22 protein-coding genes are annotated in these 23177 nt (G+C 30.7%); 12 read left to right on the forward strand and 10 right to left on the reverse strand.

What is annotated here, in order from left to right:
* Positions 1–69: 69 nt before the first annotated feature.
* Positions 70–696 carry a LysE family translocator gene (locus ACEQT4_RS04360; RefSeq protein WP_370226203.1) on the forward strand — a complete coding sequence of 209 codons (627 nt, stop codon included), beginning with the start codon at positions 70–72 and terminating at the stop codon, positions 694–696.
* A gap of 64 nt (positions 697–760) precedes the next feature.
* Here ACEQT4_RS04360 and ACEQT4_RS04365 read toward each other — a convergent pair whose 3' ends face one another.
* The 5 genes from ACEQT4_RS04365 to ACEQT4_RS04385 form a co-directional block, all read right to left on the reverse strand.
* Positions 761–1018: a hypothetical protein gene (locus ACEQT4_RS04365; protein WP_106678114.1), complete on the reverse strand. Its 258-nt coding sequence runs from the start codon at positions 1016–1018 to the stop codon at positions 761–763.
* 9 nt (positions 1019–1027) lie between these two features.
* A complete protein-coding gene (locus tag ACEQT4_RS04370; RefSeq protein WP_370226205.1) occupies positions 1028–1336 on the reverse strand; it encodes a thioredoxin family protein in 309 nt (102 codons plus the stop codon).
* Positions 1337–1408: 72 nt separating this feature from the next.
* Complete coding sequence (locus ACEQT4_RS04375) at positions 1409–2053, reverse strand: peroxiredoxin (RefSeq protein ID WP_027878814.1); 645 nt, start codon at positions 2051–2053, stop codon at positions 1409–1411.
* 143 nt (positions 2054–2196) lie between these two features.
* Entirely contained in the window at positions 2197–3663 is a 1467-nt protein-coding gene (gene nhaC, locus ACEQT4_RS04380) for a Na+/H+ antiporter NhaC (protein ID WP_370226206.1), read from the reverse strand.
* Between the two features lie 250 nt (positions 3664–3913).
* The gene (locus ACEQT4_RS04385; protein ID WP_370226207.1) at positions 3914–5113 is read right to left on the reverse strand and encodes an aminotransferase class I/II-fold pyridoxal phosphate-dependent enzyme; all 1200 of its coding nucleotides are present in this window, start codon (positions 5111–5113) and stop codon (positions 3914–3916) included.
* Between the two features lie 157 nt (positions 5114–5270).
* Between ACEQT4_RS04385 and ACEQT4_RS04390 the strand changes: the two genes are divergently transcribed.
* From ACEQT4_RS04390 to ACEQT4_RS04405, 4 genes are all read left to right on the forward strand, one after another.
* On the forward strand, positions 5271–5729 hold the full coding sequence (locus tag ACEQT4_RS04390; protein ID WP_106678104.1) for an Lrp/AsnC family transcriptional regulator: 459 nt from the start codon (positions 5271–5273) through the stop codon (positions 5727–5729).
* A gap of 45 nt (positions 5730–5774) precedes the next feature.
* Positions 5775–6542 (forward strand): LuxR C-terminal-related transcriptional regulator, encoded by a 768-nt coding sequence (locus ACEQT4_RS04395; RefSeq protein ID WP_370226209.1) that lies wholly within the window; start codon positions 5775–5777, stop codon positions 6540–6542.
* Between the two features lie 258 nt (positions 6543–6800).
* A complete protein-coding gene (gene lpdA / locus ACEQT4_RS04400) occupies positions 6801–8201 on the forward strand; it encodes a dihydrolipoyl dehydrogenase (protein ID WP_370226210.1) in 1401 nt (466 codons plus the stop codon).
* 74 nt (positions 8202–8275) lie between these two features.
* Positions 8276–8686, forward strand: a complete 411-nt coding sequence (locus ACEQT4_RS04405; protein WP_027878820.1) for a DUF2721 domain-containing protein — start codon at positions 8276–8278, stop codon at positions 8684–8686.
* A gap of 3 nt (positions 8687–8689) precedes the next feature.
* Here the strand turns inward: ACEQT4_RS04405 and ACEQT4_RS04410 are convergent, their stop codons facing one another.
* Both ACEQT4_RS04410 and ACEQT4_RS04415 read right to left on the reverse strand, forming a co-directional pair.
* Positions 8690–9400: a LytTR family DNA-binding domain-containing protein gene (locus ACEQT4_RS04410; protein ID WP_027878821.1), complete on the reverse strand. Its 711-nt coding sequence runs from the start codon at positions 9398–9400 to the stop codon at positions 8690–8692.
* Positions 9393–10463, reverse strand: coding sequence for a sensor histidine kinase (locus tag ACEQT4_RS04415; RefSeq protein WP_370226212.1), 1071 nt, complete (start codon positions 10461–10463; stop codon positions 9393–9395). The genes ACEQT4_RS04410 and ACEQT4_RS04415 overlap by 8 nt, the downstream gene beginning before the upstream one ends.
* Positions 10464–10653: 190 nt before the next feature.
* Between ACEQT4_RS04415 and ACEQT4_RS04420 the strand changes: the two genes are divergently transcribed.
* Entirely contained in the window at positions 10654–11046 is a 393-nt protein-coding gene (locus ACEQT4_RS04420; protein WP_370226213.1) for a MotA/TolQ/ExbB proton channel family protein, read from the forward strand.
* Between the two features lie 33 nt (positions 11047–11079).
* Here the strand turns inward: ACEQT4_RS04420 and ACEQT4_RS04425 are convergent, their stop codons facing one another.
* Together ACEQT4_RS04425 and ACEQT4_RS04430 are read right to left on the reverse strand one after the other, a co-directional pair.
* Positions 11080–12435 carry a DEAD/DEAH box helicase gene (locus tag ACEQT4_RS04425; RefSeq protein ID WP_370226215.1) on the reverse strand — a complete coding sequence of 452 codons (1356 nt, stop codon included), beginning with the start codon at positions 12433–12435 and terminating at the stop codon, positions 11080–11082.
* Positions 12436–12475: 40 nt separating this feature from the next.
* A complete protein-coding gene (locus ACEQT4_RS04430) occupies positions 12476–13366 on the reverse strand; it encodes an aldose 1-epimerase family protein (RefSeq protein ID WP_370226217.1) in 891 nt (296 codons plus the stop codon).
* 77 nt (positions 13367–13443) lie between these two features.
* Between ACEQT4_RS04430 and pabB the strand changes: the two genes are divergently transcribed.
* The 6 genes from pabB (at position 13444) to ACEQT4_RS04460 (ending at position 21602) form a co-directional block, all read left to right on the forward strand.
* On the forward strand, positions 13444–14736 hold the full coding sequence (gene pabB / locus ACEQT4_RS04435) for an aminodeoxychorismate synthase component I (protein WP_370226219.1): 1293 nt from the start codon (positions 13444–13446) through the stop codon (positions 14734–14736).
* A 98-nt stretch (positions 14737–14834) separates the two neighbouring features.
* Positions 14835–15200 carry a four helix bundle protein gene (locus ACEQT4_RS04440; RefSeq protein WP_370226221.1) on the forward strand — a complete coding sequence of 122 codons (366 nt, stop codon included), beginning with the start codon at positions 14835–14837 and terminating at the stop codon, positions 15198–15200.
* Between the two features lie 51 nt (positions 15201–15251).
* Positions 15252–16577: a tRNA lysidine(34) synthetase TilS gene (gene tilS, locus ACEQT4_RS04445; RefSeq protein WP_370226222.1), complete on the forward strand. Its 1326-nt coding sequence runs from the start codon at positions 15252–15254 to the stop codon at positions 16575–16577.
* On the forward strand, positions 16574–18946 hold the full coding sequence (locus ACEQT4_RS04450) for a protein-disulfide reductase DsbD domain-containing protein (protein ID WP_370226224.1): 2373 nt from the start codon (positions 16574–16576) through the stop codon (positions 18944–18946). The genes tilS and ACEQT4_RS04450 overlap by 4 nt, the downstream gene beginning before the upstream one ends.
* A gap of 62 nt (positions 18947–19008) precedes the next feature.
* Complete coding sequence (gene ade / locus ACEQT4_RS04455) at positions 19009–20631, forward strand: adenine deaminase (RefSeq protein ID WP_370226226.1); 1623 nt, start codon at positions 19009–19011, stop codon at positions 20629–20631.
* On the forward strand, positions 20631–21602 hold the full coding sequence (locus ACEQT4_RS04460; RefSeq protein ID WP_370226228.1) for a YheT family hydrolase: 972 nt from the start codon (positions 20631–20633) through the stop codon (positions 21600–21602). The genes ade and ACEQT4_RS04460 overlap by 1 nt, the downstream gene beginning before the upstream one ends.
* On the opposite strand, the gene ACEQT4_RS04465 is transcribed toward ACEQT4_RS04460, so the two are convergent.
* Positions 21599–23068 carry a DASS family sodium-coupled anion symporter gene (locus ACEQT4_RS04465; protein ID WP_370226230.1) on the reverse strand — a complete coding sequence of 490 codons (1470 nt, stop codon included), beginning with the start codon at positions 23066–23068 and terminating at the stop codon, positions 21599–21601. The two genes, ACEQT4_RS04460 and ACEQT4_RS04465, sit on opposite strands and share 4 nt — an antisense overlap.
* Between the last annotated feature and the right edge of the window lie 109 nt (positions 23069–23177).

The raw sequence follows: 23177 nt of genomic DNA on the forward strand, positions 1-23177 counted from the left end.
TATTTTTAAATTAGTATTGTCATGATTTCTTTGCTTAACAAATTTGTTTTCACTTAAATATTAAAAACGATGTTAGGTATTGAAAATTTTACAACTTTTATGGCTACCGCTTTATTTTTTATAATGACACCAGGAATGGATACTTTTTTTGTGTTAAATAAGTCTATTAGTTATGGTAGGAAATCTGGAATAGCATCTGCTATTGGTGTAAACGTTGGTGTTTTAACGCATACGTTTTTTTCTGCTTTAGGATTAACGGTTATTATTGCCCAGTCTGAAATAGGATTTATTTTAGTGAAATATATTGGTGCAATTTTTATAGTGTATTTAGGTTTTATAAGGCTTATAGATACTAAATTACAACTAGCAAATACCCAAGAGAATGACGCTGCTAAAACGTCTAAAAATGATTTTTGGTCTGGATTTTTAACAAATTCATTAAATCCTAAAGTTGCATTATTCTTTTTGGCGTTTTTTCCTCAGTTTATTAAAACATCAGAAATAGAAAACCCGTTACCTTTTGTATTGTTAGGGTTGACTTATGCTTTAATAGGGGTAATTTGGTATGTGATTTTAACGCTGTTTGCAAGTAGGTTTTCAACCTCTATTAAAAACAATCCAAAAGCAGGGTTATGGATTAATAGAGCAAGTGGTTTAATATTTATATTAATGGGCTTGCAGATTGCTTTTGGTTAAATTTTAAAATAAAAAAACCGCTTTGTTTTTACAAAGTGGTTTTAAGTTTTGTTTTTTATAACTTCTATTTATCAATCGATCCTAAAACGCGTTGCATAAAGCTGTTTACCGCTTCTTTTTTAGGCGTACCATCTTTTATCATTTTATTGACTTCAATAGCACCATACATATTAGAGATTAACTCGCCAATAACATCTAATTCTTCATCTTTTAATGAAGGTACTTCGGTTAAGGCTTCTAAAGTTTCTATAGTTTCAACTACGTAATCTTCGTCGTTGTCTTCTATAAACTGTGTAAGGTGTTTTATTACAGGTAATTTCATAATTTATAATTAAGCAACTTCGTTAACTAAATCTTTTAAAACGTCAAATTTGTTAGTTTGTACTTGATTAACAAAGTTTCCGTTTTTAAATGTTGCAAATGTTGGTAAGTTATCTACCGTTGCTAATTTTCTTGACTCAGGAAATTTTTCTGCGTCAGCGATAACAAAGGTTACATTTTCTAACTCGCTAGCCAATTTTTTTACTTTAGGCTTCATTATTCTACAGTTACCACACCATGTTGCAGAGTATTGTACAACTACAGTTTCATTACTGTTTACTAACTCTTGTAGGTTATCTTGGTCTAATTCTTTAAGCATAATTGAAAGTTTTAGTGTAAACACCAAATTCTAAAATATAGAATTTGGTGTTTTTTAAATTAAGGGATTATTCTAGTTTGCGTGAGTTGCTAAGTAACTAGCAACGCCATCTCTGTTAGCATTCATTGCTTCTTTACCTTCTTCCCAGTTTGCAGGACAAACTTCTCCTTTTTCTTGTACGTGAGTTAACGCATCGATTAATCTTAAGTATTCACCAACGTTTCTACCTAATGGCATGTTGTTAATGCTTTCGTGTTGTACGTTTCCTTCTTCGTCAATGATGTATGTAGCTCTGTAAGTTACGTTATCTCCTTCTACAGTTACAACACCAGTTTCTTCGTTGTAAGTTTCGTTAGTAATATCTAAAATACCTAATGTAGAAGCTAAGTTACGGTTAGAATCTGCTAAAATTGGGTAAGTTACACCTTCGATACCACCGTTATCTTTTGGAGTGTTTAACCATGCAAAGTGTACTTCTGGAGTGTCACAAGAAGCACCAATTACGATAGTATTTCTTTTTTCAAATTCTGCTAAAGCAGCTTGAAAAGCGTGTAATTCTGTTGGGCAAACAAAAGTAAAGTCTTTTGGGTACCAAAATAATAATACTTTCTTATTGTTGTTTTTTGCTTCTTCAAGAACGTTTAATTTAAAGGTGTCACCCATTTCGTTCATTGCGTCTACGTTTAAATCTGGAAATTGTTTTCCTACTAATGCCATGATTAAATTTTTATATAATTAATTAATAAATTTTAAGTCGCAAATATAAGCAGGACTTGAAGATTTATGTATTAAATAAATTTTAAAAATTTATGAAGCTATAGTTTTTGGTTATAGATATTTTTAAAAACAATAAGATAAAATTATTTTTTGGTAAGTTGTCTTATTTTTATTGAAAAAGCAGCAAAAATTAATGTGGTTATAGGGCTTAGCCAATTAAAAATAGCATAAACAAAATATTCTGCTACACCAACACCTAAAACGCCGCTTTGATAAGCTCCGCAAGTATTCCAAGGAATTAAAACAGAAGTTACTGTACCCGAGTCTTCTAGCGTACGACTTAAGTTTTCTGGTGCTAAATTTTTGTCTTGATATGCTTTTTTAAACATTTTACCAGGAATTACAATTGCTAGGTATTGGTCTGAAGCAATTGCATTTAAACCTAAACAACTAAAGACAGTACTTGCAAAAAGACCAAATACGGTTGTTGCTATTTTTAAAAGCTCGTTAGTAATTCTGGCTAAAGCACCAATTGCATCCATAATACCACCAAATACCATTGCGCAACAGATTAATAAAATGGTCCATATCATACCATTCATTCCTCCAGATGAGAATAGTTCGTTAAGTTTTTCGTTATCTGTAGCTATTTGAGTATCTGTTAAAATAGAATTAAAAATTGCAGCAAATTTAGAATTTGATAAACTTGTTAAAATTTCAGGTTGAAAAATAAAAGCAAATATTGCAGCAAGAACAACTCCTGTTAATAATGCAATAAGAGGTTTGGTTTTCATTAAAATTAAAGCAATAACTACTACAGGAACAATAAATAGAAGCGGAGTAATATTAAACGTATTATTTATACTTGTTAAAAGATTACTTATATCTGCATTACCTGTTGTATCAATAGTTGCGCTTAAAATAGAAAATATAATAATTGTAACTAACACAGTAGGTACTGTAGTAAAAGCCATATATCTTATGTGTGTAAATAAGTCTGTGCCAGCCATAGCAGGAGCAAGGTTTGTAGTATCGCTTAAAGGCGACATTTTATCTCCAAAATAGGCTCCAGAAATTACAGCACCAGCAATCATTCCTGTTGGTATACCTAGCGCACTACCAATACCTATTAAAGCAATACCTACAGTAGCAGATGTTGTCCAAGAACTACCTGTTGCGATAGAAATTATAGCAGCAATAACTACAGAAGCAGGTAAGAATATTTCTGGACTTAAAACTTGTAAACCATAATATACCATAGCAGGTATAATGCCGCTTACTAGCCATGTTCCTGCTAAAGCACCAACTAAAAATAAGATAAGAATAGGTACAAAAACACTTTTTAAGTTTTCCCAGATTTCTTTTCCCATTAAGTTAAAAGATACCTTGTTAAATACACCTACTATTGCCGCAATACCACCACCAATTAGTAATATAATTTGATTGGTATAAGCACCAAACCATTCTTGATCATTAACAAAAAAGATATTATAAGCAAGCAATGCCATTAGGCAGATTACTGGTATTAAGGCTTCTAAAAAATTTAGTTCTTTATTTTTTACAATTCTTTGCTCGTTAATTTCAATATCAGAAAGGTTGTTATCTTGCATGTTTAGTTAGTTTTCAATTGTAATGTTACGATTTTAGACAGAGCTATGCAAATTGAAATTATCTTTTAGGTTAACTTAACAGATCTGTTAAAACGATATTTAAAACTTAAGTTTTAAGTATAGATATTAATAGATTGATAAATGTTATTTTTTAAAAATTTAAGTAAAAAACTAATCTTTAAACTATTATAATTTAGCTATTTATAAAGATTAGTTTTATCACTTTAGTTATAGTTGTATCTAATTAGTATTACAGTATACCAACTTCTTTCATACATTGATTCATCATATTGTATGTACGCTCTATATCGGCATCTAATCCAATAGAAAATCTAATTAATCCATCACTTAAACCCATTTCTTCTTGTTCATCTTCAGGTATTTCAGAAGATGTAGAAGTTCCTGGAGCAGAAAATAAGGTTTTATAAAATCCTAAACTAACAGCTAAATAACCTAAGTTTTTTTCTTGCATTAATTCCATTAAAGCATTAGCCTTATCTAAGCTACCAACGTCTATGGTAAGCATGCCTCCAAAACCATACTGTTTGTTCATCATATTTTTAAATAATTGATGAGAAGGATGAGATGTTAATCCAGGATACACAGTTTTTAACCCTAATTTTTCAAATTTTTCTGCTAAGTAACTAGCATTATGACTATGTTGTTGCATACGTATATGCAGTGTACGTAAGTTTTTTAAAATAGAAGAAGCGCGTAAACTATCCATTGTACTACCTAGTAGCATACAAGCACCATCATTAACACTTCTTAATTCGTTAATAAAGTCTTGTGTGCCGCAAACAACACCTCCAACAGTATCACTAGACCCATTAATAAATTTAGTTAAACTATGTATTACAACATCTGCTCCTAATTTTGCAGGTGAAATGGATAAAGGCGAAAACGTATTGTCTACTACTAATTTTAAATTATGTTTTTTTGCAAGATTAGCTAGTCCTTCAATATCTGCTACTTCTAATAAAGGGTTACTAACACTTTCACAATACAAAACTTTGGTATTTTTTGTAATTGCGGCTTCAACAATATCTAATTTTGTTATATCAACAAAAGACGTTGTAATGTTTAATCTAGGAGCAAAATTCTTTAAAAAAGCATAAGTACCACCATAAATAGTTCTGCTAGAAACCACATGGTCACCAGCTCCGCAAAGCTGCATAATTACAGGTGTAATTGCACCCATTCCAGAAGCTGTAACATTTGCAGTTTCTGTACCTTCCATAGCGGCTAACGCTTCGCCTAAATATAAATTTGAAGGAGAAGAATGGCGTGAGTATAAATAACAACCATCTGCATTACCTTCAAAGGTATCAAACATGGTTTTAGCTGATAAAAAAGTATATGTTGAAGAGTCTGAAATAGAAGGGTTTACACCTCCAAATTCTCCAAAATACTGTAAATCCTGAATATTATTTGCTGGTTTAAAAGACATAGTTTTAAGTTTTATTACATCAAAATTGGTAAATAATAGAATTTAAAACAATGATGTTAATATATTTTAGAAAATTAAACTGAATTTTAATAATTTTACAGAAATTTAGTAATGTATTTTAAATATAATAATTTGTTTTATAGAAAATTTTTCAACTATGGTATTTGATGATATTGATAAAAAATTACTTCAACTTTTACAAAACGACAGTAAACAAACCAATAAAGCTTTAGCAAACCAATTAAACTTATCTGTTACAGCAGTTTTTGAGCGTATAAAAAAATTAGAAAATCAAGGTGTTATAAGTAAATATGTAGTCTTAGTAAATAAAGAGAAAATAGATAAGTCTTTTGTTACTTTTTGCCACATAAAACTAATACAACATATGCAAGAATATGTAATTCAGTTTGAAAAAGAAGTAAATAAATTAACCGAAGTTATAGAGTGTTATCATATAAGCGGAGATTATGATTATCTTTTAAAAGTAGCGGTAAAAGATATGGAAGAGTTTAGAAAATTTATGGTAGAAAAATTAACCAATATAAAACATATTGGTAGCACACATAGTATGTTTGTTATCAGTGAAGTAAAACATACTACAGCAATTTCGGTTTAAATAAAAATATTTATATTGTGGTGTAAATGTTAGCTATTATCCCTTATGAAATACTCTAAAATTAAAGAGCTTTATAGCACAATTTTTGATTCTTACGCAAAACCTTCTTTAGAGACTCACATAAATAAAATTATAGAATTAGATCAGTTTTTACCCTACAGTTCTACTTTTTTTTGCGTTACAAACACACAAGATTTAACTTTTGAATATGTAAGTAAAAATTTTACTAGCTGTTTGGGGCTAGATGATAACGATTTAAAGATTAAAGGTATGCGTTATTTTTGGAGTCGTATTCATCCAGATGATGTCGAAATATGGCTTTCTGCCATGCATCATTTAATGGACTTTACCTTATCCGAAATACCTATTAAACAAAGAAATAAAGCAAATTATACTTGGAATTATCGCTTTAAAAACGAAAAAGGAACCTATGTAAATATAGTGCAAAACACAACTCCTTTAGATTTTGATAATGAAATGAAACCCATTATAGGTTTAGCACATTATACCGTTTTAGATCCTAAAATAAATATGCAAATTACAGCAACAGCAAAGCTTTTAAATGATCAAAATGAATATGAAACGGTTTACTTTAACAACTTCTCACAAAAACTACTTAAAGAAGGAATTTCTAATAGAGAACGTGATATTATTAGACTTTTGGTGTTAGATAAAACAAGTAAAGAAATTTCAGAAAGTCTAAATATAAGTTCTCACACAGTAGATACACACAGAAGAAATATCTTGAAAAAATTAAAACTTTCATCTACAGGAGAACTAGTAGCAATGATTAAATTAAATAATATAATTTAAAAATACTCAAATTGAGTATTGCACAAACTTTAAGATATACTCAATTTTACAATGCTATTAATCAATAAATATAAGCCTGTTTTAAATCAGATTTAGAACTCTTGTTTGATTTAACAATGGGCTTTTTTAGGTTATATAGTTTCTTCTAAAGCTTAGACAAATTATTCAAAATTATACTTAGAGGTTTACATTCAAAATCGTATTTTTGTATTAGTTTTTAATAAAATTAATTTCCGCAAAAGCGAAAAATCAACACATATGAGTCAATACGATGTAGCAATTATAGGTTCTGGACCTGGTGGATACGTAGCCGCAATACGTTGTGCACAATTAGGTATGAAAACCGCAATAATCGAAAAATATTCAACTTTAGGAGGTACTTGTCTTAACGTAGGATGTATACCAAGTAAAGCGTTATTAAGCTCTTCTCATCATTATGAAGAAGCAACAAAACACTTTGAAGATCATGGTATCGAAATTCCTGGAGAAGTTAAAGTAAATCTAGAAAAAATGATTGCGCGTAAGCAATCTGTAGTAGATCAAACTACTGGAGGTATTGACTTTTTAATGAAGAAAAACAAAATTGATGTTTACCAAGGTGTAGGAAGCTTTAAAGATGCAACCCACATAACTATTAAAGGAGAAAAAGAAGAAGAAATTGAAGCTAAAAACACTATTATAGCTACAGGATCTAAACCTTCTAGCTTACCATTTATAAACATTGACAAAGAAAGAATTATTACTTCTACAGAAGCTTTAAAACTTAAAGAAGTGCCTAAACACCTAATTATTATTGGTGGTGGCGTTATTGGTTTAGAGCTTGGACAAGTTTACAGACGTCTTGGTGCAGAAGTAACAGTTGTAGAGTATATGGATCGTATCCTTCCAACTATGGATGCAGGATTATCTAAAGAACTTAATAAAGTTTTTAAGAAAGCAAAATGCAACATGATGGTGTCTCACAAAGTACAATCTGTAGAGCGTAACGGAGATGAAGTTGTTGTAAAAGCAGAAAATAAAAAAGGTGAAGTTGTAGAGTTTAAAGGCGATTATTGTTTAGTGTCTGTTGGTCGTCGTCCTTATACAGACGGACTTAACGCCGAAGCTGCAGGAGTAAAACTTAACGATAGAGGACAAGTTGAAGTAAACGAGCATTTACAAACATCTGCAAGTAACATTTACGCAATTGGTGATGTTATAAAAGGAGCAATGTTAGCGCATAAAGCTGAAGAAGAAGGTGTTTTTGTTGCCGAAACTTTAGCTGGTCAAAAACCACATATTGACTATAACTTAATTCCTGGTGTAGTTTATACTTGGCCAGAAGTTGCAGCAGTAGGTAAAACAGAAGAAGAACTTAAAGAAGCAGGAACTAAATACAAAGTTGGACAATTCCCGTTTAGAGCTTTAGGTCGTGCAAGAGCATCTGGAGACATCGATGGATTTGTAAAAATTCTTGCAGATGAAACTACAGACGAAGTACTTGGTGTACATATGATTGGTGCACGTTGTGCAGATTTAATTGCAGAAGCAGTAACTGCTATGGAATTTAGAGCATCTGCCGAAGATATTTCGCGTATGTCTCATGCACATCCAACTTTTGCAGAAGCTGTAAAAGAAGCTGCTTTAGCAGCAACAGAAGATAGAGCTTTACATGTATAGTAAAACACTAAAAAGACTATTTATATAAAATTAAAGCGAGCTTTTTAGCTCGCTTTTTTTAATTTAAAAAATATATGAATCAACTAACATTAACAACGCCAGCCTTATTATTTTCAGCAATATCCTTAATCATGCTGGCTTACACTAACAGGTTTTTAGCTTATGCGTCTGTTGTAAGAAACTTAAAAGAAAAGTTTTTACAACAACAAGACGAAGCACTTTTACTTCAAATTAATAACTTAAGAAAACGGTTATACTTAACAAGATCTATGCAGATTTTTGGTATTTCTAGTTTGTTACTTTGTGTACTAACTATGTTTTTGGTTTACATAGAACAAAATGATATAGCCGTTTGGGTTTTTGGAGTTGCACTGTTATTATTAATTTTATCCTTAGGTTTTTTGATAAGAGAAATTCAGATTTCGGTAGATGCGCTAAATCATCATTTAACTGATATAGAAAATCATTTATCAGAAAAAAAGTAGAGTTTAAAAACGTTCTAGTTTAGCTATTACATCCTTTTTATAACTTCTGCTAATGGTTAAACACTTACCGTTTACAATCATTTCTTCATTGGTAAACGACTCAATACTTGCTAAGTTTACAATGTATGATCGGTGTATTCTTAAAAAATCTTTCTGTGGAAGTTTAGCTTCAATTGCACTAATAGTTTCTCGGGTAATGATAGACTGATCTTTTAGATGAATTTTTAGATAATCACTTAAACTTTCTATAAAAATAATGTCTTTAAACGTAATTTTTAACATACGTCTATCTGAACGAACAAAAATAAAATCGTTAGTTTCTGAAGGTTGTGTTTGTGTTTCAATTTGTTGCGTACTAACTTCAAAATATCTATTTATAGCTTGTAACAATCTTTCAAAAGAAATAGGTTTTAATAAATAATCTACAGCTTGAAGATTAAAACCTTCTACAGCATAATCACGATAGGCAGTAGTAAATATTATTTTAATGTTCTTATTTATTGATTTTGCAAATGCAATTCCAGAAATTTCAGGCATATTAATATCTAAAAAAATAAGATCTACTGCATTGTTATTTATAAAATTAAAAGCTTCAATAGCATTTTTGCATTGTGCGATAACTTCAATATTTTCTATTCTAGATAAGTGCGATGCTATGATCTCTCTAGCCACATTTTCATCATCTACAATTATACAAGAAATAGGATTACTCATTAGTTAGTTTAGATTTAATATTTAGCTGTAAGTTAACTGTAAATTTAGATGGTTCTTGAAAAATATCTAATTGATATTGATTTGGATATAACAATTCTAAACGTTTTTTAATGTTTTGTAAACCAATACCTTCATTTTGATTTTTCTTGTTTAAGCTACTATTAGAAATTTTAAAAATAATGATTTCTGAAGTTGTTTTTATAGATAAATCTATGTGCAAAACACCATTTTTTAAAGTTCCATGTTTAAAACTGTTTTCAACAAAAGGAATAAAAAGCATCGGCGCTATACTTATAGTATTTGAATGAATATCTTTAGTAAAAGACACGTTTAAGGTCTCATTAAATCGCATTTTTTCAAGACTTATATAATCTTCTATATGATTTATTTCATCTTCTAAACTAACAAACGGTTTATCAACTTGGTATAATAAATAATCAAGAAGATTAGATAGTTTTAAGATCATGTTTGGTGTGTCATCAGCCTTTTTTAAAGCAGCTCCATACATTGTATTTAATGTGTTAAACAAAAAATGTGGATGAATCTGCATTTTTAAATAATTAAGCTCTTGCTCTTTTAGTTTTAGCTGAGTTTCTAAAATTTTAGATTCTAATAAAGCTGTTTTTTTGTTCGATTTTAAGTTTAGCTGTAATAGTTTAAATGCACTTACCAAGATAACGACAAGATATACGCTAGAAGTTACTAAAATGATGTTTCTAGTAATTGGATTCATTTGATCAAATTCAAAATTTGATAAATAAATCAAACTAAAAAATATGGACAGCATAATTAAATACAACGAAATAATTAAGGTGTAAACACTATATACCGTAAACGCTGTATATCGTTTTGTTATTAAATAATCAGGTATTAATTTGTAAATAGATACATAAGTAGTCGCTATAGTAGTTGGCATTAAAAACGTGCTAAACATTAAAGTATCTTTAAAATGTTTACTTCCAGCACTAAAAAAATAAGTGAAAAATAAAAGCACAACAGACCAAAATAGTATGTGTTTAGTGGCTTTAAAAAGTAATAATTTGATTAATTTTTGAGTTTTCAATGCTTAAAAAAATATATACAATATTACAATTTTTAATTTTTGAGTTTTTATTTTGTAGACCAATAACCAATTTAGCAAGTGATTTGACATGTTGTTAAATCGATATCTAATTAGGTTGTTTATCGCATTTTGTAAAAGCCTAAGCTATTTAAAAATAAGTTTGTAGCAGGTTTAATCAAAAAATGAAATTATGACTTTACTAACTATTTTAAATCAACAATTTTTAGTTGCCAATCTTTTTTATGAAGGCGGACCGCTTTTTATGTCTTTAATACTATTGGCATTATTAACTTCGCTATTCTTTATCATTAAAGGTTTTATCTCTTTAAAATCAAACAAAGAGCAAACTTTTAAAATACTAAAACTAGCTATTGATGCTAGTTTGCTAGCTCTGGTTTTAGGTTTTTTAGGTTCTGTTTTAGGGCTTATTCAAGCGTTTGATAGTGTAGAAGCAATGGGTAATCCAGATCCATCTATATTTGCTGGCGGATTAAAAATATCTTTGTTAACGGCAACTTTTGGATTGTTTTCTTTTGTTGTAACTAGAATAGGAATATTTATTTTAAGACTTGCAAATAAATAAAACTAAAAAGCCAATCTTTACGATTGGCTTTTTTTATTTTTTCTTATTACGCTTATTATAATTTTTATCACCTCGTGTTTTAGGTTTTTTATATTTTTTAGCGATTTCGCGTTTGTAACTTCCACCTAAATTAACCTTTTTATTTTTTTCTTTTTTCTCATGAAAAGCAGGTCCTGGTGCATCTTCGTCAAGTCTTCGTTTTGTAGGATTGTAACGCTCTTTTATCACTTCGCGTTCTTCAGGAATTAATTCTTCAGAAATTGAAACTGTTTCAGGTATTTCAACTAAATTAATTTCCATTTGCATTAATTTCTCAATGCGTTCTAACGCGTCTTGTTCTTTTTCAGTAGAAAATACTAAAGCATGACCTTCACGTTCTGCACGACCAGTTCTACCAATACGATGCATGTAGTTTTCTGGATATTCAGGCGTATCAAAGTTTACAACATGGCTAATATTATCAATATCTAAACCACGTGCCATAACATCTGTTGCAACTAAAATTCGGTTAACACCTTCTCTAAATTGCTCAATACTACGAAGTCTGTAATTTTGCGTTTTGTTAGAGTGAATGACACATAATTCTTCTTTAAAAAATTCATCTAAATCTTCAAAAAGCCGATCTGCCATACGTTTATTAGATACAAAAACTAAGACTTTGTTGTAATTTTCTTCGTCTTTTAAAAGTTCGATTAAAAGATTCTTTTTTGTGTGATAATTTGGGACGCTGTATTTAGTTTGTTCTATATTTTCTAAAGGCGTACCAGAAACTGCAATCGAAACACGTTCTGGAGCAATAAAAAAGTCGGTAATTAAGTCGTCTACATCTTCCGTCATTGTTGCAGAAAACATAATGTTTTGTCTACGTTCTGGAAGTATATCAAAAATGTTGATTAATTGATGTCTAAACCCTAAATCTAACATCACATCAACTTCGTCTATCACTAATTTTTGGATAGATTTAAGCTGTAAAGCTCTACTAACCGCCAAATCGTATAATCTTCCTGGTGTAGCAACAATAATATCTAAACCTTGTGCTACAGCTTGTTTTTGGGTATTTATGTTTGTGCCACCATAAACACCAAGTACGCGTACATTGATGTATTTGGCTAGTTTTTCTATATCATCAACCACTTGTACTACAAGTTCTCTAGTTGGAACTAAAATTAAAACACGTGGATTATCCTGTCTTGAAAATTTTAAATTTCTTAAGATAGGCAACATGTAGGCGTAGGTTTTACCAGTTCCTGTTTGGGCAATTCCTACCACATCTTTACCACTTGCAACAATACTAAAAGCTTCTGCTTGTATTGGCGTAGGCGAGGTAAAGCCTAAATCGTCAATAGCATTGTATAATGGTGTGTTTAATTTTAAATCTTGAAAAGTCACAGCTATAATTTAGGCTACAAAACTACTACTTATATTTTGTTTATTCTAAATGCTGCTTATGTATTTGTATACTGTAGCTAGCTGTAAATGTTTTATTTGCTGCTAATTTAATAATACCTTCTTTTTTAGTAATGTCTTGGTTGGTGTTTTCGTGATCTGCAATTCCCAACCAAGGTTCTATACACACGTAAGGCGCATTTGGTTTAGCCCAAATCCCTAAATATTTAAAATCAAGAAAACTAACATTTAAAATTTCTCCGTGGTTTTTACTTACTAAAGCTACTTTTTTAGAGCTTAAATCTTTAAAAATTAAAGCATCTTCATTAAATAAATCAGGTTTTAAATTAATGGTATTTTTGGTATTGAAAACTGGTTTTGTCTGGTCTGTAATAAGACCGTTATCCATATTTAGTAAGTAACTTTTTGCAGTTTCAGAATGTTCAAATTCTAAATGATAATCGGTGTAATTCTCATCATCATAAAAAGGACATTTAAACGCAGGATGACTACCAATTGAAAAATACATATCAGAATCGCCTAGATTTTTAACTGTATGAGTTAAGGTTAATGTGTTATCTGTAAGGGTATATTTCAATAAAAATTCAAAATCAAACGGAAACCATTCGCTTATTTGTTTGTTTTGTTTCAAGCTAAACGTTAAGCTATTTTCGGTTTGTTCTAAAAGTTTAATATCTTCATTATGTCTAACAAAACCGTGCTTTGGCATATGATAGGTTTTCTCATTAAAAACATAACTATCGTCTTTCATCGATCCAATTATTGGAAATAAATTTGGAGCGTAACTAGCCCAAACTTTTGGATCTGCATGCCACATAAATTGGCGGTTATTTTTAACTGAAGAAATCTCACAAAGCTCAGCTCCTTTAGCTTTCACTTTGATGTTTAATAAGTCGTTTGATAATTGAAACATAATATTGGTTTTAAACTACTGTCAAATTAATCGTTTTTTTCTTAAATCTGCTTAACTTTACACTTCAATTTTTTTATTTGAGAACACATAAAACATATAAAGTTGCTAATGTCCAACAGTTTAAACAGCATTTGTTAAACTGGAGCAACCAATTTGAAGATATTATTTGGCTGGACAGTAATAATTATAAACAGCAATATTCTAATTACGATGCGGTTTTGGCTGTAGATGCATTTACTAGTTTACAAACCGATTTTCATCAAGCTTTTGATAAACTAAAAGATTACCAAACTACGACTAACGATTGGATTTTTGGCTATTTATCATATGATTTAAAAAATGATGTTGAGCCTCTAAAATCAGAAAATTTAGACGGATTACATTTTCCAGATTTGTATTTTTTTCAACCTAAAAAACTATTTTTTTTAAAAGGAAATTCTGTTGAATTACACTATCTAAAAATGGTTGATGATGAAATGGATACAGATTTTGAAACTATATCAAATTTTGAAATTGTAGAACAACCTTCATATAAATCACCAATTAAAATTCATCTTCGTATTCATAAAGATGAATATTTTGAAAAGCTAAAAAAAATGTTAGCTCACATACATCGTGGTGATATTTACGAAGCTAATTTTTGTCAAGAATTTTATGCTGAAAATACAACGATAAATCCGTTAGAGATTTACAATAAGTTAAACGCCATTTCTACGCCGCCATTTGCTACATTTTTAAAGCAAAATGACAAGTATTTATTAAGTGCTTCACCAGAACGTTACTTAAAAAAAGAAGGAACAACTATAATTTCTCAACCCATAAAAGGAACCGCAAAACGTGACGAAGATTTTATGATCGATAGTTTGTTAAAACATGATTTGGTTGCTAATCCAAAAGAGCGTAGCGAGAATATTATGATTGTAGATTTAGTACGTAACGATCTGTCTTTAACTGCCAAAAAAGGAAGCGTTAAAGTAGAAGAGTTGTGTAAGGTGTATACGTTTGAGCAAGTCCATCAAATGATATCTACAGTAAAATCTCAGGTTAGGGAAGATGTACATCCAGTAGATGTGATTAAAACCACGTTCCCGATGGGAAGTATGACTGGCGCTCCAAAAATTTCGGCAATGAAAATTATCGAAGATTTAGAAGTTACAAAACGCGGATTATATTCTGGTGCTGTCGGTTATTTCTCACCAGAAGGCGATTTCGATTTTAATGTAGTGATAAGAAGTATTTTATACAATCAATCTAAAAAGTACGTAAGCTACTCGGTTGGTGGCGCAATAACAGCAAAAAGTGACCCAACACAAGAGTATGAAGAATGCTTGATTAAAGCCAAAGCTATGCGAACAGTTTTGGAGGATTAGTCAGACAATTGTTGAGAAGTAATAAATAAGGGAAAAAGGGATAAGTAATAAGGGAAATGAGATAAGTTAGAATATTTGGGAATTTTAAAATAATATATATGAAAGTTAAGAGTTATAGGGATTTAATTGTTTGGCAAAAGTCTGTAGATTTAGTAACTGAAGTATATAAAATTTTAAGATCATTTCCTGAAGAAGAAAAGTTTGGACTAACTTCGCAACTTAAAAGAAGTTGTATTTCAATACCTTCAAATATAGCAGAAGGTTATGGAAGAAAATACATAAAAGATTATGTGCGTTTTTTACAAATTTCAAGAGGATCATTGTTTGAAATGCAAACACAATTTCAGATTTGTATAAACCTTGGGTTTACCACTAAAAAACAAATAAATACTATTTTAGAAACCTCTATCGAAATTGAAAAAATGTTAAACGCTTTAATCAAAAAATTAACAGCCAACACCTAAAACCTAACAACTAATGCCTTTTGCCTAACACCTAACACCTTATTCCAACTAATGCCTAATCTAGCAAATACATTCAAAAATCACATAAATCAACAACTTCCTTTTTTAAAAGAAAGTAAGCTGTTGATTGCTATTTCTGGCGGCGTAGATTCGGTGGTTTTAACGCATTTGTGTAAAGAGGCAAAGCTGGATTTTGCTTTGGCACATTGTAATTTCAATTTAAGAGGAAATGAAAGTGACGCTGACGAGAGTTTTGTTTTAAATCTAGCTGAAGACTTAGATGTTGAAGTATTTATCCAAAATTTTGACACAGAAAGTTTTGCAAAAAACGAAAAACTATCCATACAATTAGCCGCAAGACAACTTCGCTACGATTGGTTTTTTGAACTATCAGAACAATTAAATTTTGATTACATTTTAACAGCGCATCACGCTGATGATAATTTAGAAACCTTTCTAATCAACTTAACACGTGGTACAGGTTTAGAAGGTTTAAAAGGTATTCCTGAAGTTAATGAAACTATCGTTAGACCGTTGTTATCATTTTCAAGAGAAGAGATTGAAGATTATGCAAAAACAAACCATTTAAAATGGAGAGAAGATAGCAGCAATGCCTCTACAAAATACTTACGCAATAAGTTGCGTCATGATGTGATTACTGTTTTAAAAGACATAAATCCAGATGTTTTAGCAAACTTTCAAAAGACATTGACGCATTTAAATGATAGTTCAGCTATCGTAGAAGGTGCTGTAGATTCCTTTTTAAATAAAGCAATTGTAACCATTGACGATAACCAAATTTCATATAAAATTTCAGAATTTGAAGAGTTAAATAATCCAAAAGCTTATTTATTTGAAATCTTTAAAGATTATGGTTTTACACAATGGAAAGACATTAAAAATTTACTAAAAGCGCAAAGCGGAAAGTTGGTATTTTCTAAAACGCATCAACTATTAAAGGATAGAGATTATTTGATTTTAAGTGAATTTTCTTCAAAAGAAAACAATCAAACAGTTACAATTCTTGAAGATCAAAACGAAATAAAATTACCAAACGGAATTTTATGTATAGAGTCTGTCGAAGAAATAGGCGAAACAGATAAATCCACCATTTATATTGATAAAAAAACGTTAAAGTATCCTTTAACTGTAAGACATTGGGAAAAAGGCGACTATTTTTACCCATTAGGAATGCAAGGAAAAAAGAAACTTAGCAAGTTTTTTAAAGACGAAAAATTATCTTTGCTAGACAAACAAAAAACCTTGCTATTGTGTAGTGATCACCAAGTGGTTTGGGTGATAAATCACAGAGCAGATAATAGGTTTAAACTAACTAAACAAACCCAAGACATTTTAAAAATTAAATATCAAAAATGAAGCATTTATTAGCTTTTTTAATTGTACTGTTTTCAATTCAAACTGTTTTTTCTCAAATAGAACCTGTAAAATGGTCTACAGAAGTCGAAAAAATTAGTGATACAGAATATAATCTGATTTACAAAGCAGATATAGAAGATCATTGGCATTTATATTCTCAAACTTTACCAGAAGGTGGCGCAATTCCTACCGAGTTTATCTATAATGAAGATGCTTTAAAAAATGATTTTAAATTAGTTGGTAAAGCTACAGAAAGCGAGAGTATTACTAAGTTTGATAAAGTATTTCAAATGGATTTGACTTATTTTGATAATGCAGCAACTTTTACTCAAAAAATAAAGCTTAAAAATCCCAATATATCACAAATTGAAGCCGAAATTAGTTATCAAGCTTGTGATGATGCCAGATGTATTTTTGAAAGTGAAATCGTTACTTTTACTTTAAAAGAAGGTCAATCTCAAGTTTTTGAACCTGTAAAATGGAGTTCAGAAATTAAAAAATTAAGCGATACAGAGTATCAACTAATTTATACCGCAGATTTAGACGAGAAATGGCACATTTATTCTCAAAAAAATACAAGTTTAGACGGACCAATTGCTACTGAATTCACTTTTAATGATATCAATAAAGATTACGAATTAGTAGGAAAAGTTGAAGAATCTAAAAGCGTGACTAAATATGAAGCAGCTTTTAAAATGGACGTGACTTATTTTGAAAACAAAGCGATTTTTACTCAAAAAATAAAAGTTTTAAATCCAGCCTTAAAAAAAATAGAAGCAGAAGTGTTTTTTCAAGCTTGTGATGACGAGAAATGTTTAGCACCAACTACATTTGAGTTTGTTAATAATTTAGATGGAACAGAAATTTTAATAGAAACCACTAAAATTGATGCTGAAAATTTAGATAAATCAAGACAATTAGATTTAAATATTACAGGTTGGAACAATTACAAACAAGAAGAAGTTAAAGAAAAAACCAACTTTGGTATTTTCATTCTTGGTTTTATTGGCGGTTTAATAGCATTATTAACACCTTGTGTGTTCCCAATGATTCCCTTAACAGTTTCATTCTTCACAAAAAGCGCAGAAAACAGTCAAAAAGGTATTGCAAATGCAATATTATACGGATTTTTCATTCTTTTAATTTATGTGCTTTTAAGTTTACCATTTCACTTTTTAGACTCTTTAGATCCAGAAATTTTAAATACTATTTCAACCAATGTATGGCTTAATATTATCTTCTTTTTAATCTTAGGCTTTTTCGCGTTTTCATTTTTTGGTTTTTACGAAATCACATTACCAGCGTCTTGGGGAAATAAAATGGACGAAAAATCATCAAGCATAGGTGGTTTTATTGGTATATTTTTTATGGCGTTAACCTTAGCAATTGTTTCGTTTTCTTGTACGGGACCAATTTTAGGTTCATTATTAGCAGGATCATTAACAAGTGATGGTGGCGCAATGCAATTAACTGCAGGTATGACAGGTTTTGGTTTAGCTTTAGCATTACCGTTTACCTTATTTGCAATGTTCCCAAAATGGTTAAATGCATTGCCAAAATCGGGTGGTTGGTTAAATAGCGTTAAAGTAGTTTTAGGATTTTTAGAACTGGCTATGGCGTTTAAATTTTTATCAAATGCAGATTTAGTGTCGCATTGGGGACTTTTAAAACGTGAAATTTTCTTAGCAATATGGATAATTTTAGGTATTGGGTTGTTCCTTTATTTAATAGGAAAAATCAAATTTCCGCATGATAGTCCATTAAAAAAGTTAAGCTTTTTAAGGATTAGTACAGCTGTTTTAGTCATCTCATTTGTTATTTATATAGCACCAGGAATATTAAAAAATCCAACATGGGACTTAACAGCGTTAAGTGGTTTTCCGCCACCAATTTCATATAGTATTTATGAAAAAGATTCAGAGTGTCCTTTAGGTTTAGATTGTTATAAAGATTTAGATGAAGGTATTGCTGCAGCAAAAGCTGCAAACAAACCAATTATGTTAGACTTTACAGGTTGGGCTTGTGTAAACTGTCGTAAAATGGAAGAACAAGTATGGAGTCAGAGTAAAATCTATAAAATACTTAAAGAAGAGTATATCATTATTTCATTATACGTAGATGATCGTAAAGAACTGCCAAAAGAAGAGCAATTTAAATACGTAAAACCTAACGGAAATTTAAAAAATATTAGAACGATAGGCGATAAATGGGCGACCTTACAAACGCTAAACTTTCAAAATAACTCACAACCATTTTATGTGTTGTTAAATCATAATATGGAATTGTTAAATCACACAACTGCGTACACACCAAACGCAGACGAGTATTTTGAATGGCTCCAAAAAGGCGTTGAAAACTTCAAGAAATAAAAAACTAATCCTGCAAATGCAGGATTTTTTTTAGTTTAATTTTGTGACATAAATAAATAAGAATGAAAACAATCCAAGGTCAAATAGTAGACATACAAAATAGAACAATTTTTAGCGGAAGTATTTTAGTAGAAAACGGAAAAATTAAAGCTATAAAAAAAGAAAAGCATAATGTAAAACACTACATTTTACCTGGTTTTGTAGATGCACATATTCATATAGAAAGCTCGATGTTAGTACCTAGCGAGTTTGCAAAAATAGCCGTCAAACACGGTACGGTTGCAACTGTTAGCGATCCGCATGAAATCGCCAACGTGTTAGGCGTAAAAGGTGTCGAGTTTATGATTGAAAACGGAAAGCAAACACCATTTAAATTTAATTTTGGAGCGCCAAGTTGCGTGCCTGCAACCACTTTTGAATCGGCTGGAGCTGTTATAAATTCTGATGATATAAAAACCTTAATGGCAAATCCAGACATTAAATATTTAGCCGAAATGATGAATTATCCTGGCGTTTTATTTGATGATTCTGAGGTTTTAAAAAAGATAGAATGGGCAAAACATTATAACAAACCTATTGATGGTCATGCGCCAGGTTTACGTGGTGACGATTTAACCAAATATATTAGCGCAGGTATTACAACCGATCACGAGTGTTTTACCTACGAAGAAGGCTTAGAAAAATTGCAAAAAGGAATGAAAGTCCTTATTCGTGAAGGTAGCGCCGCCAAAAACTTCGAAGCGCTTATAGATTTACTTCCAAAGCATTATCAAAACATCATGTTTTGTAGTGACGATAAACATCCAGACGACTTATTATTGCATCATATAAATAAATTATGCGCCAGAGCAGTCGCAAAAGGTAACGATGTCTTTAACGTGTTACAAGCAGCGTGTATAAATCCTGTAAAGCATTATAATTTAGACGTTGGATTATTAAATGAAGGTGACACTGCAGATTTTATTGTAGTTGAAGATTTAAAAGCATTTAAAACATTACAAACCTATATTAATGGCGAATTAGTTTTTGATAATGGTACATTTTTAATGCCTCATATTAATTTTGAAAACCTTAATAATTTCAACACAGAGAAGAAGCAGGTTTCCGATTTTAAAGTAGAAAGTCAAGCAAAAAATATTAGAGTAATTGAAGCTTTAGATGGCGAGTTAGTGACTAACCAAATCTTGGCAGAAGCTACAATAGAAAACGGAAATTTAGTCTCTAATACCCAAACTGATATATTAAAAATGACGGTTGTTAATCGTTATAAAAATGACACGCCAGCAATAGCATTTATCAAAAATTTTGGATTAAAAGAAGGCGCAATCGCAAGTTCGGTTGGTCACGATTCTCATAATATTATTGCTGTTGGCGTAGATGATGAAGCGATTTGTAAAGCAGTAAACTTAATTATTGAAAATAAAGGTGGAATTTGCGCAGTTTCTAACACAAAACAAGACGTTGTACCATTACCAGTTGCAGGAATTATGAGCGACCAAAATGCCGAAACAATTGGAAAAGCCTATGCCAAATTAGACCAAATGGCAAAAGATTTTGGCGCCACTTTACACGCGCCTTATATGACGTTATCGTTTATGGCATTGTTAGTTATACCTGCATTAAAGTTAAGTGATAAAGGCTTGTTTGATGGTGGTAAGTTTGAGTTTACAAGTGTAGAAGTCTAATGCCAATTTTAACAACAACATACAAACCCAATTTACTATTCCGTAATGGTCATATAGCTACGATTTATTCAGGATTATGGCGTAGGGTAAAAGGTGTCAACCAAAAACGCGAACGTATTATTTTACCAGATCAAGATTTTTTAGATTTAGATTGGAGTTTTTCAACTAAAAAAACCAATCAGTTACTAATAGTTTTACATGGTTTAGAAGGTAACGGTAATAGACATTACGTACTTGGGTCGGCTAAAATAGCTAACCAAAATAATATGGATGCTGTTTGTGTTAATTTTAGAGGTTGTAGTGGCGAAGTCAACAAAAGTTTTCAGTCGTATCATTCTGGTAAAACAGACGATTTAGCAGACGTTATTAATCACATTACAACGCATTATCACTACAATACAATTTACTTAAACGGATTTAGTTTAGGCGGAAACGTTATTTTAAAATATTTAGGTGAAACGGAAGATATACCAAAGCAAATTAAAGCAGCAGTAGCAGTTTCGGTACCAGTTTATTTAAAAGGATCTTTGCAACGTTTGATGGCTTTAGAAAATAAAATGTATTCCATTAAATTTTTAAGAGATTTAAAGCAAAAACTGAAAGAAAAACAGGTTTTATATCCTGAAAAAATTTCAAATTCCATAATAAAGTCGGTAAAGACTTTAAAAGATTTTGACGATGCTTATACTTCAAAAGCACACGGTTTTAAAGATGCTTACGATTATTATGAGCAATCTAGTAGTCTTCAGTTTTTAAACCAAATTTCAGTACCGACGTTATTAATTAATGCGCTTAACGATTCGTTTTTATCAAAAGAATGTTATCCAATAGAAGAAGCCAAAAGCAATCCCAATCTATTTTTAGAACTACCAAAATATGGCGGTCACGTTGGTTTTCATCATAAAAACAATATTTATTATACAGAATCTAGAATGATTTCATTCTTAAATCAAATTTCTAATTCATTTTAATGTTTAAATGCGTCAGGAAATCCTTCGATTGTAATATTCCAAAGTAATGGAAGGATAAAGTAAACAAACAAGGTTAATAAAATGATTGATACTAAATTCATCACAAATCCCTTTTTTACCATATCTGGTATACGTAAATAACCAGATCCAAAAACTACAGCATTTGGTGGCGTTGCAACAGGTAGCATAAAAGCACAAGACGCCGCAACAGCAGCTCCAACCATTAATACAAATGGATGAATATCTATTGAAATAGCCATAGGAGCCAACACCGGTAAAAGCATTGCGGTTGTTGCTAAATTGGATGTGATTTCGGTTAAAAAATTAACCGCAGCAATTAATAATAATAGTAAAATGATAGTGGTTACGCCTGCAAAAGTGGTCATTTGTTCTCCGATCCATTTGGCTAAGCCAGTGGTTTCAAAACCTTTTGCTAAAGCCATTCCGCCACCAAACAATAAAATAATTCCCCACGGGATTTTTACCGCATCATCCCAATTCATCAACTTTGTTCCTTGTTTTTTAGACGGTAACAAAAACAATACAATAGCAAAAGAAATAGCAATAATAGTATCATCTAAAGCCGGTAAAATGTTTTTAAATAAAAAGGAACGCGTAATCCAAAAAAAGGCGGTTAGACCAAAAACAAAAGCGACCAATTTTTCTTCGTAACTAATTTTGCCTAAAGCATTTAATTGACGGTTAACTTCGGCTTTTCCTCCATAAAATTCTTTCTTTTCAAATTTAAAAGCAACTTCGGTTAGGTATTTCCAACAGATAAATAATAATATAATTGAAATAGGAAACCCAAACATAAACCATTGTAAAAAGGTGATTTCGTAATTATAAATATCTGAAACGACTCCGGCTAACACTAAATTTGGTGGCGTACCAATTAATGTGGCAATTCCACCAATAGAAGCACTGTAAGCAATTGCTAACATTAAGGCTTTTCCAAAGGTTAAGTTTTCGTCTTCTGGTGTGTTTGGATTATCTTTTAACTGTAAAATGATAGCTACACCAATGGGAAGCATCATCACCGAGGTAGCCGTATTACTAATCCACATAGATAAAAACGCGGTAGCTAGCATAAACCCAAGGATAATTCGTTTTAAATTAAACCCAATAATTTTAATGATATTTAAGGCAATACGTTTGTGAAGATTCCATTTTTCAATAGCAATAGCGATTATAAAACCGCCTAAATATAAAAACACAAATTTATGTCCAAAAGCACTTGTAGTATCACTTAAATTAAGTCCGCCAGACAATGGGAAAAGTGCAATTGGCAATAATGCAGTTACCGCAATTGGTATTGCTTCTGTAATCCACCAAATAGCAATCCAAGCTGTAGCAGCTAATACAGCACGACCTTCTGTAGATAAACCTTCAGGTTTAAAAAATAATAGTAAGAGTACAAAAACGATAGGTCCTAAAACCAATCCAATTTTTTGAGTGTTTTTCATTTGCATTGAATTGAATAAAACGAAAGTAAAGAATTTATTATTTATTAATAACCTCGATTTAAAACTATATTAAAAATGACAATTCATTCAAAATTTATATATTAACACT

This window comes from Mesoflavibacter sp. (assembly GCF_964226795.1).
GTDB classification, from domain to species: Bacteria; Bacteroidota; Bacteroidia; order Flavobacteriales; family Flavobacteriaceae; genus Mesoflavibacter; species Mesoflavibacter zeaxanthinifaciens.

Bases quoted from the DNA above. Each gene is read 5' to 3' on its own strand.
- ACEQT4_RS04360 (WP_370226203.1), top strand. From the start codon at position 70: ATGTTAGGTATTGAAAATTTTACAACTTTTATGGCTACCGCTTTATTT.
- lpdA (WP_370226210.1), top strand. From the start codon at position 6,801: ATGAGTCAATACGATGTAGCAATTATAGGTTCTGGACCTGGTGGATAC.
- ACEQT4_RS04410 (WP_027878821.1), bottom strand. From the start codon at position 9,400: ATGAGTAATCCTATTTCTTGTATAATTGTAGATGATGAAAATGTGGCT.
- ACEQT4_RS04405 (WP_027878820.1), top strand. From the start codon at position 8,276: ATGAATCAACTAACATTAACAACGCCAGCCTTATTATTTTCAGCAATA.
- ACEQT4_RS04370 (WP_370226205.1), bottom strand. From the start codon at position 1,336: ATGCTTAAAGAATTAGACCAAGATAACCTACAAGAGTTAGTAAACAGT.
- ACEQT4_RS04385 (WP_370226207.1), bottom strand. From the start codon at position 5,113: ATGTCTTTTAAACCAGCAAATAATATTCAGGATTTACAGTATTTTGGA.
- ACEQT4_RS04465 (WP_370226230.1), bottom strand. From the start codon at position 23,068: ATGAAAAACACTCAAAAAATTGGATTGGTTTTAGGACCTATCGTTTTT.
- ACEQT4_RS04430 (WP_370226217.1), bottom strand. From the start codon at position 13,366: ATGTTTCAATTATCAAACGACTTATTAAACATCAAAGTGAAAGCTAAA.
- ACEQT4_RS04390 (WP_106678104.1), top strand. From the start codon at position 5,271: ATGGTATTTGATGATATTGATAAAAAATTACTTCAACTTTTACAAAAC.
- ACEQT4_RS04440 (WP_370226221.1), top strand. From the start codon at position 14,835: ATGAAAGTTAAGAGTTATAGGGATTTAATTGTTTGGCAAAAGTCTGTA.
- ACEQT4_RS04460 (WP_370226228.1), top strand. From the start codon at position 20,631: ATGCCAATTTTAACAACAACATACAAACCCAATTTACTATTCCGTAAT.
- ade (WP_370226226.1), top strand. From the start codon at position 19,009: ATGAAAACAATCCAAGGTCAAATAGTAGACATACAAAATAGAACAATT.
- nhaC (WP_370226206.1), bottom strand. From the start codon at position 3,663: ATGCAAGATAACAACCTTTCTGATATTGAAATTAACGAGCAAAGAATT.
- tilS (WP_370226222.1), top strand. From the start codon at position 15,252: ATGCCTAATCTAGCAAATACATTCAAAAATCACATAAATCAACAACTT.
- ACEQT4_RS04395 (WP_370226209.1), top strand. From the start codon at position 5,775: ATGAAATACTCTAAAATTAAAGAGCTTTATAGCACAATTTTTGATTCT.
- ACEQT4_RS04365 (WP_106678114.1), bottom strand. From the start codon at position 1,018: ATGAAATTACCTGTAATAAAACACCTTACACAGTTTATAGAAGACAAC.
- ACEQT4_RS04450 (WP_370226224.1), top strand. From the start codon at position 16,574: ATGAAGCATTTATTAGCTTTTTTAATTGTACTGTTTTCAATTCAAACT.
- ACEQT4_RS04375 (WP_027878814.1), bottom strand. From the start codon at position 2,053: ATGGCATTAGTAGGAAAACAATTTCCAGATTTAAACGTAGACGCAATG.
- ACEQT4_RS04420 (WP_370226213.1), top strand. From the start codon at position 10,654: ATGACTTTACTAACTATTTTAAATCAACAATTTTTAGTTGCCAATCTT.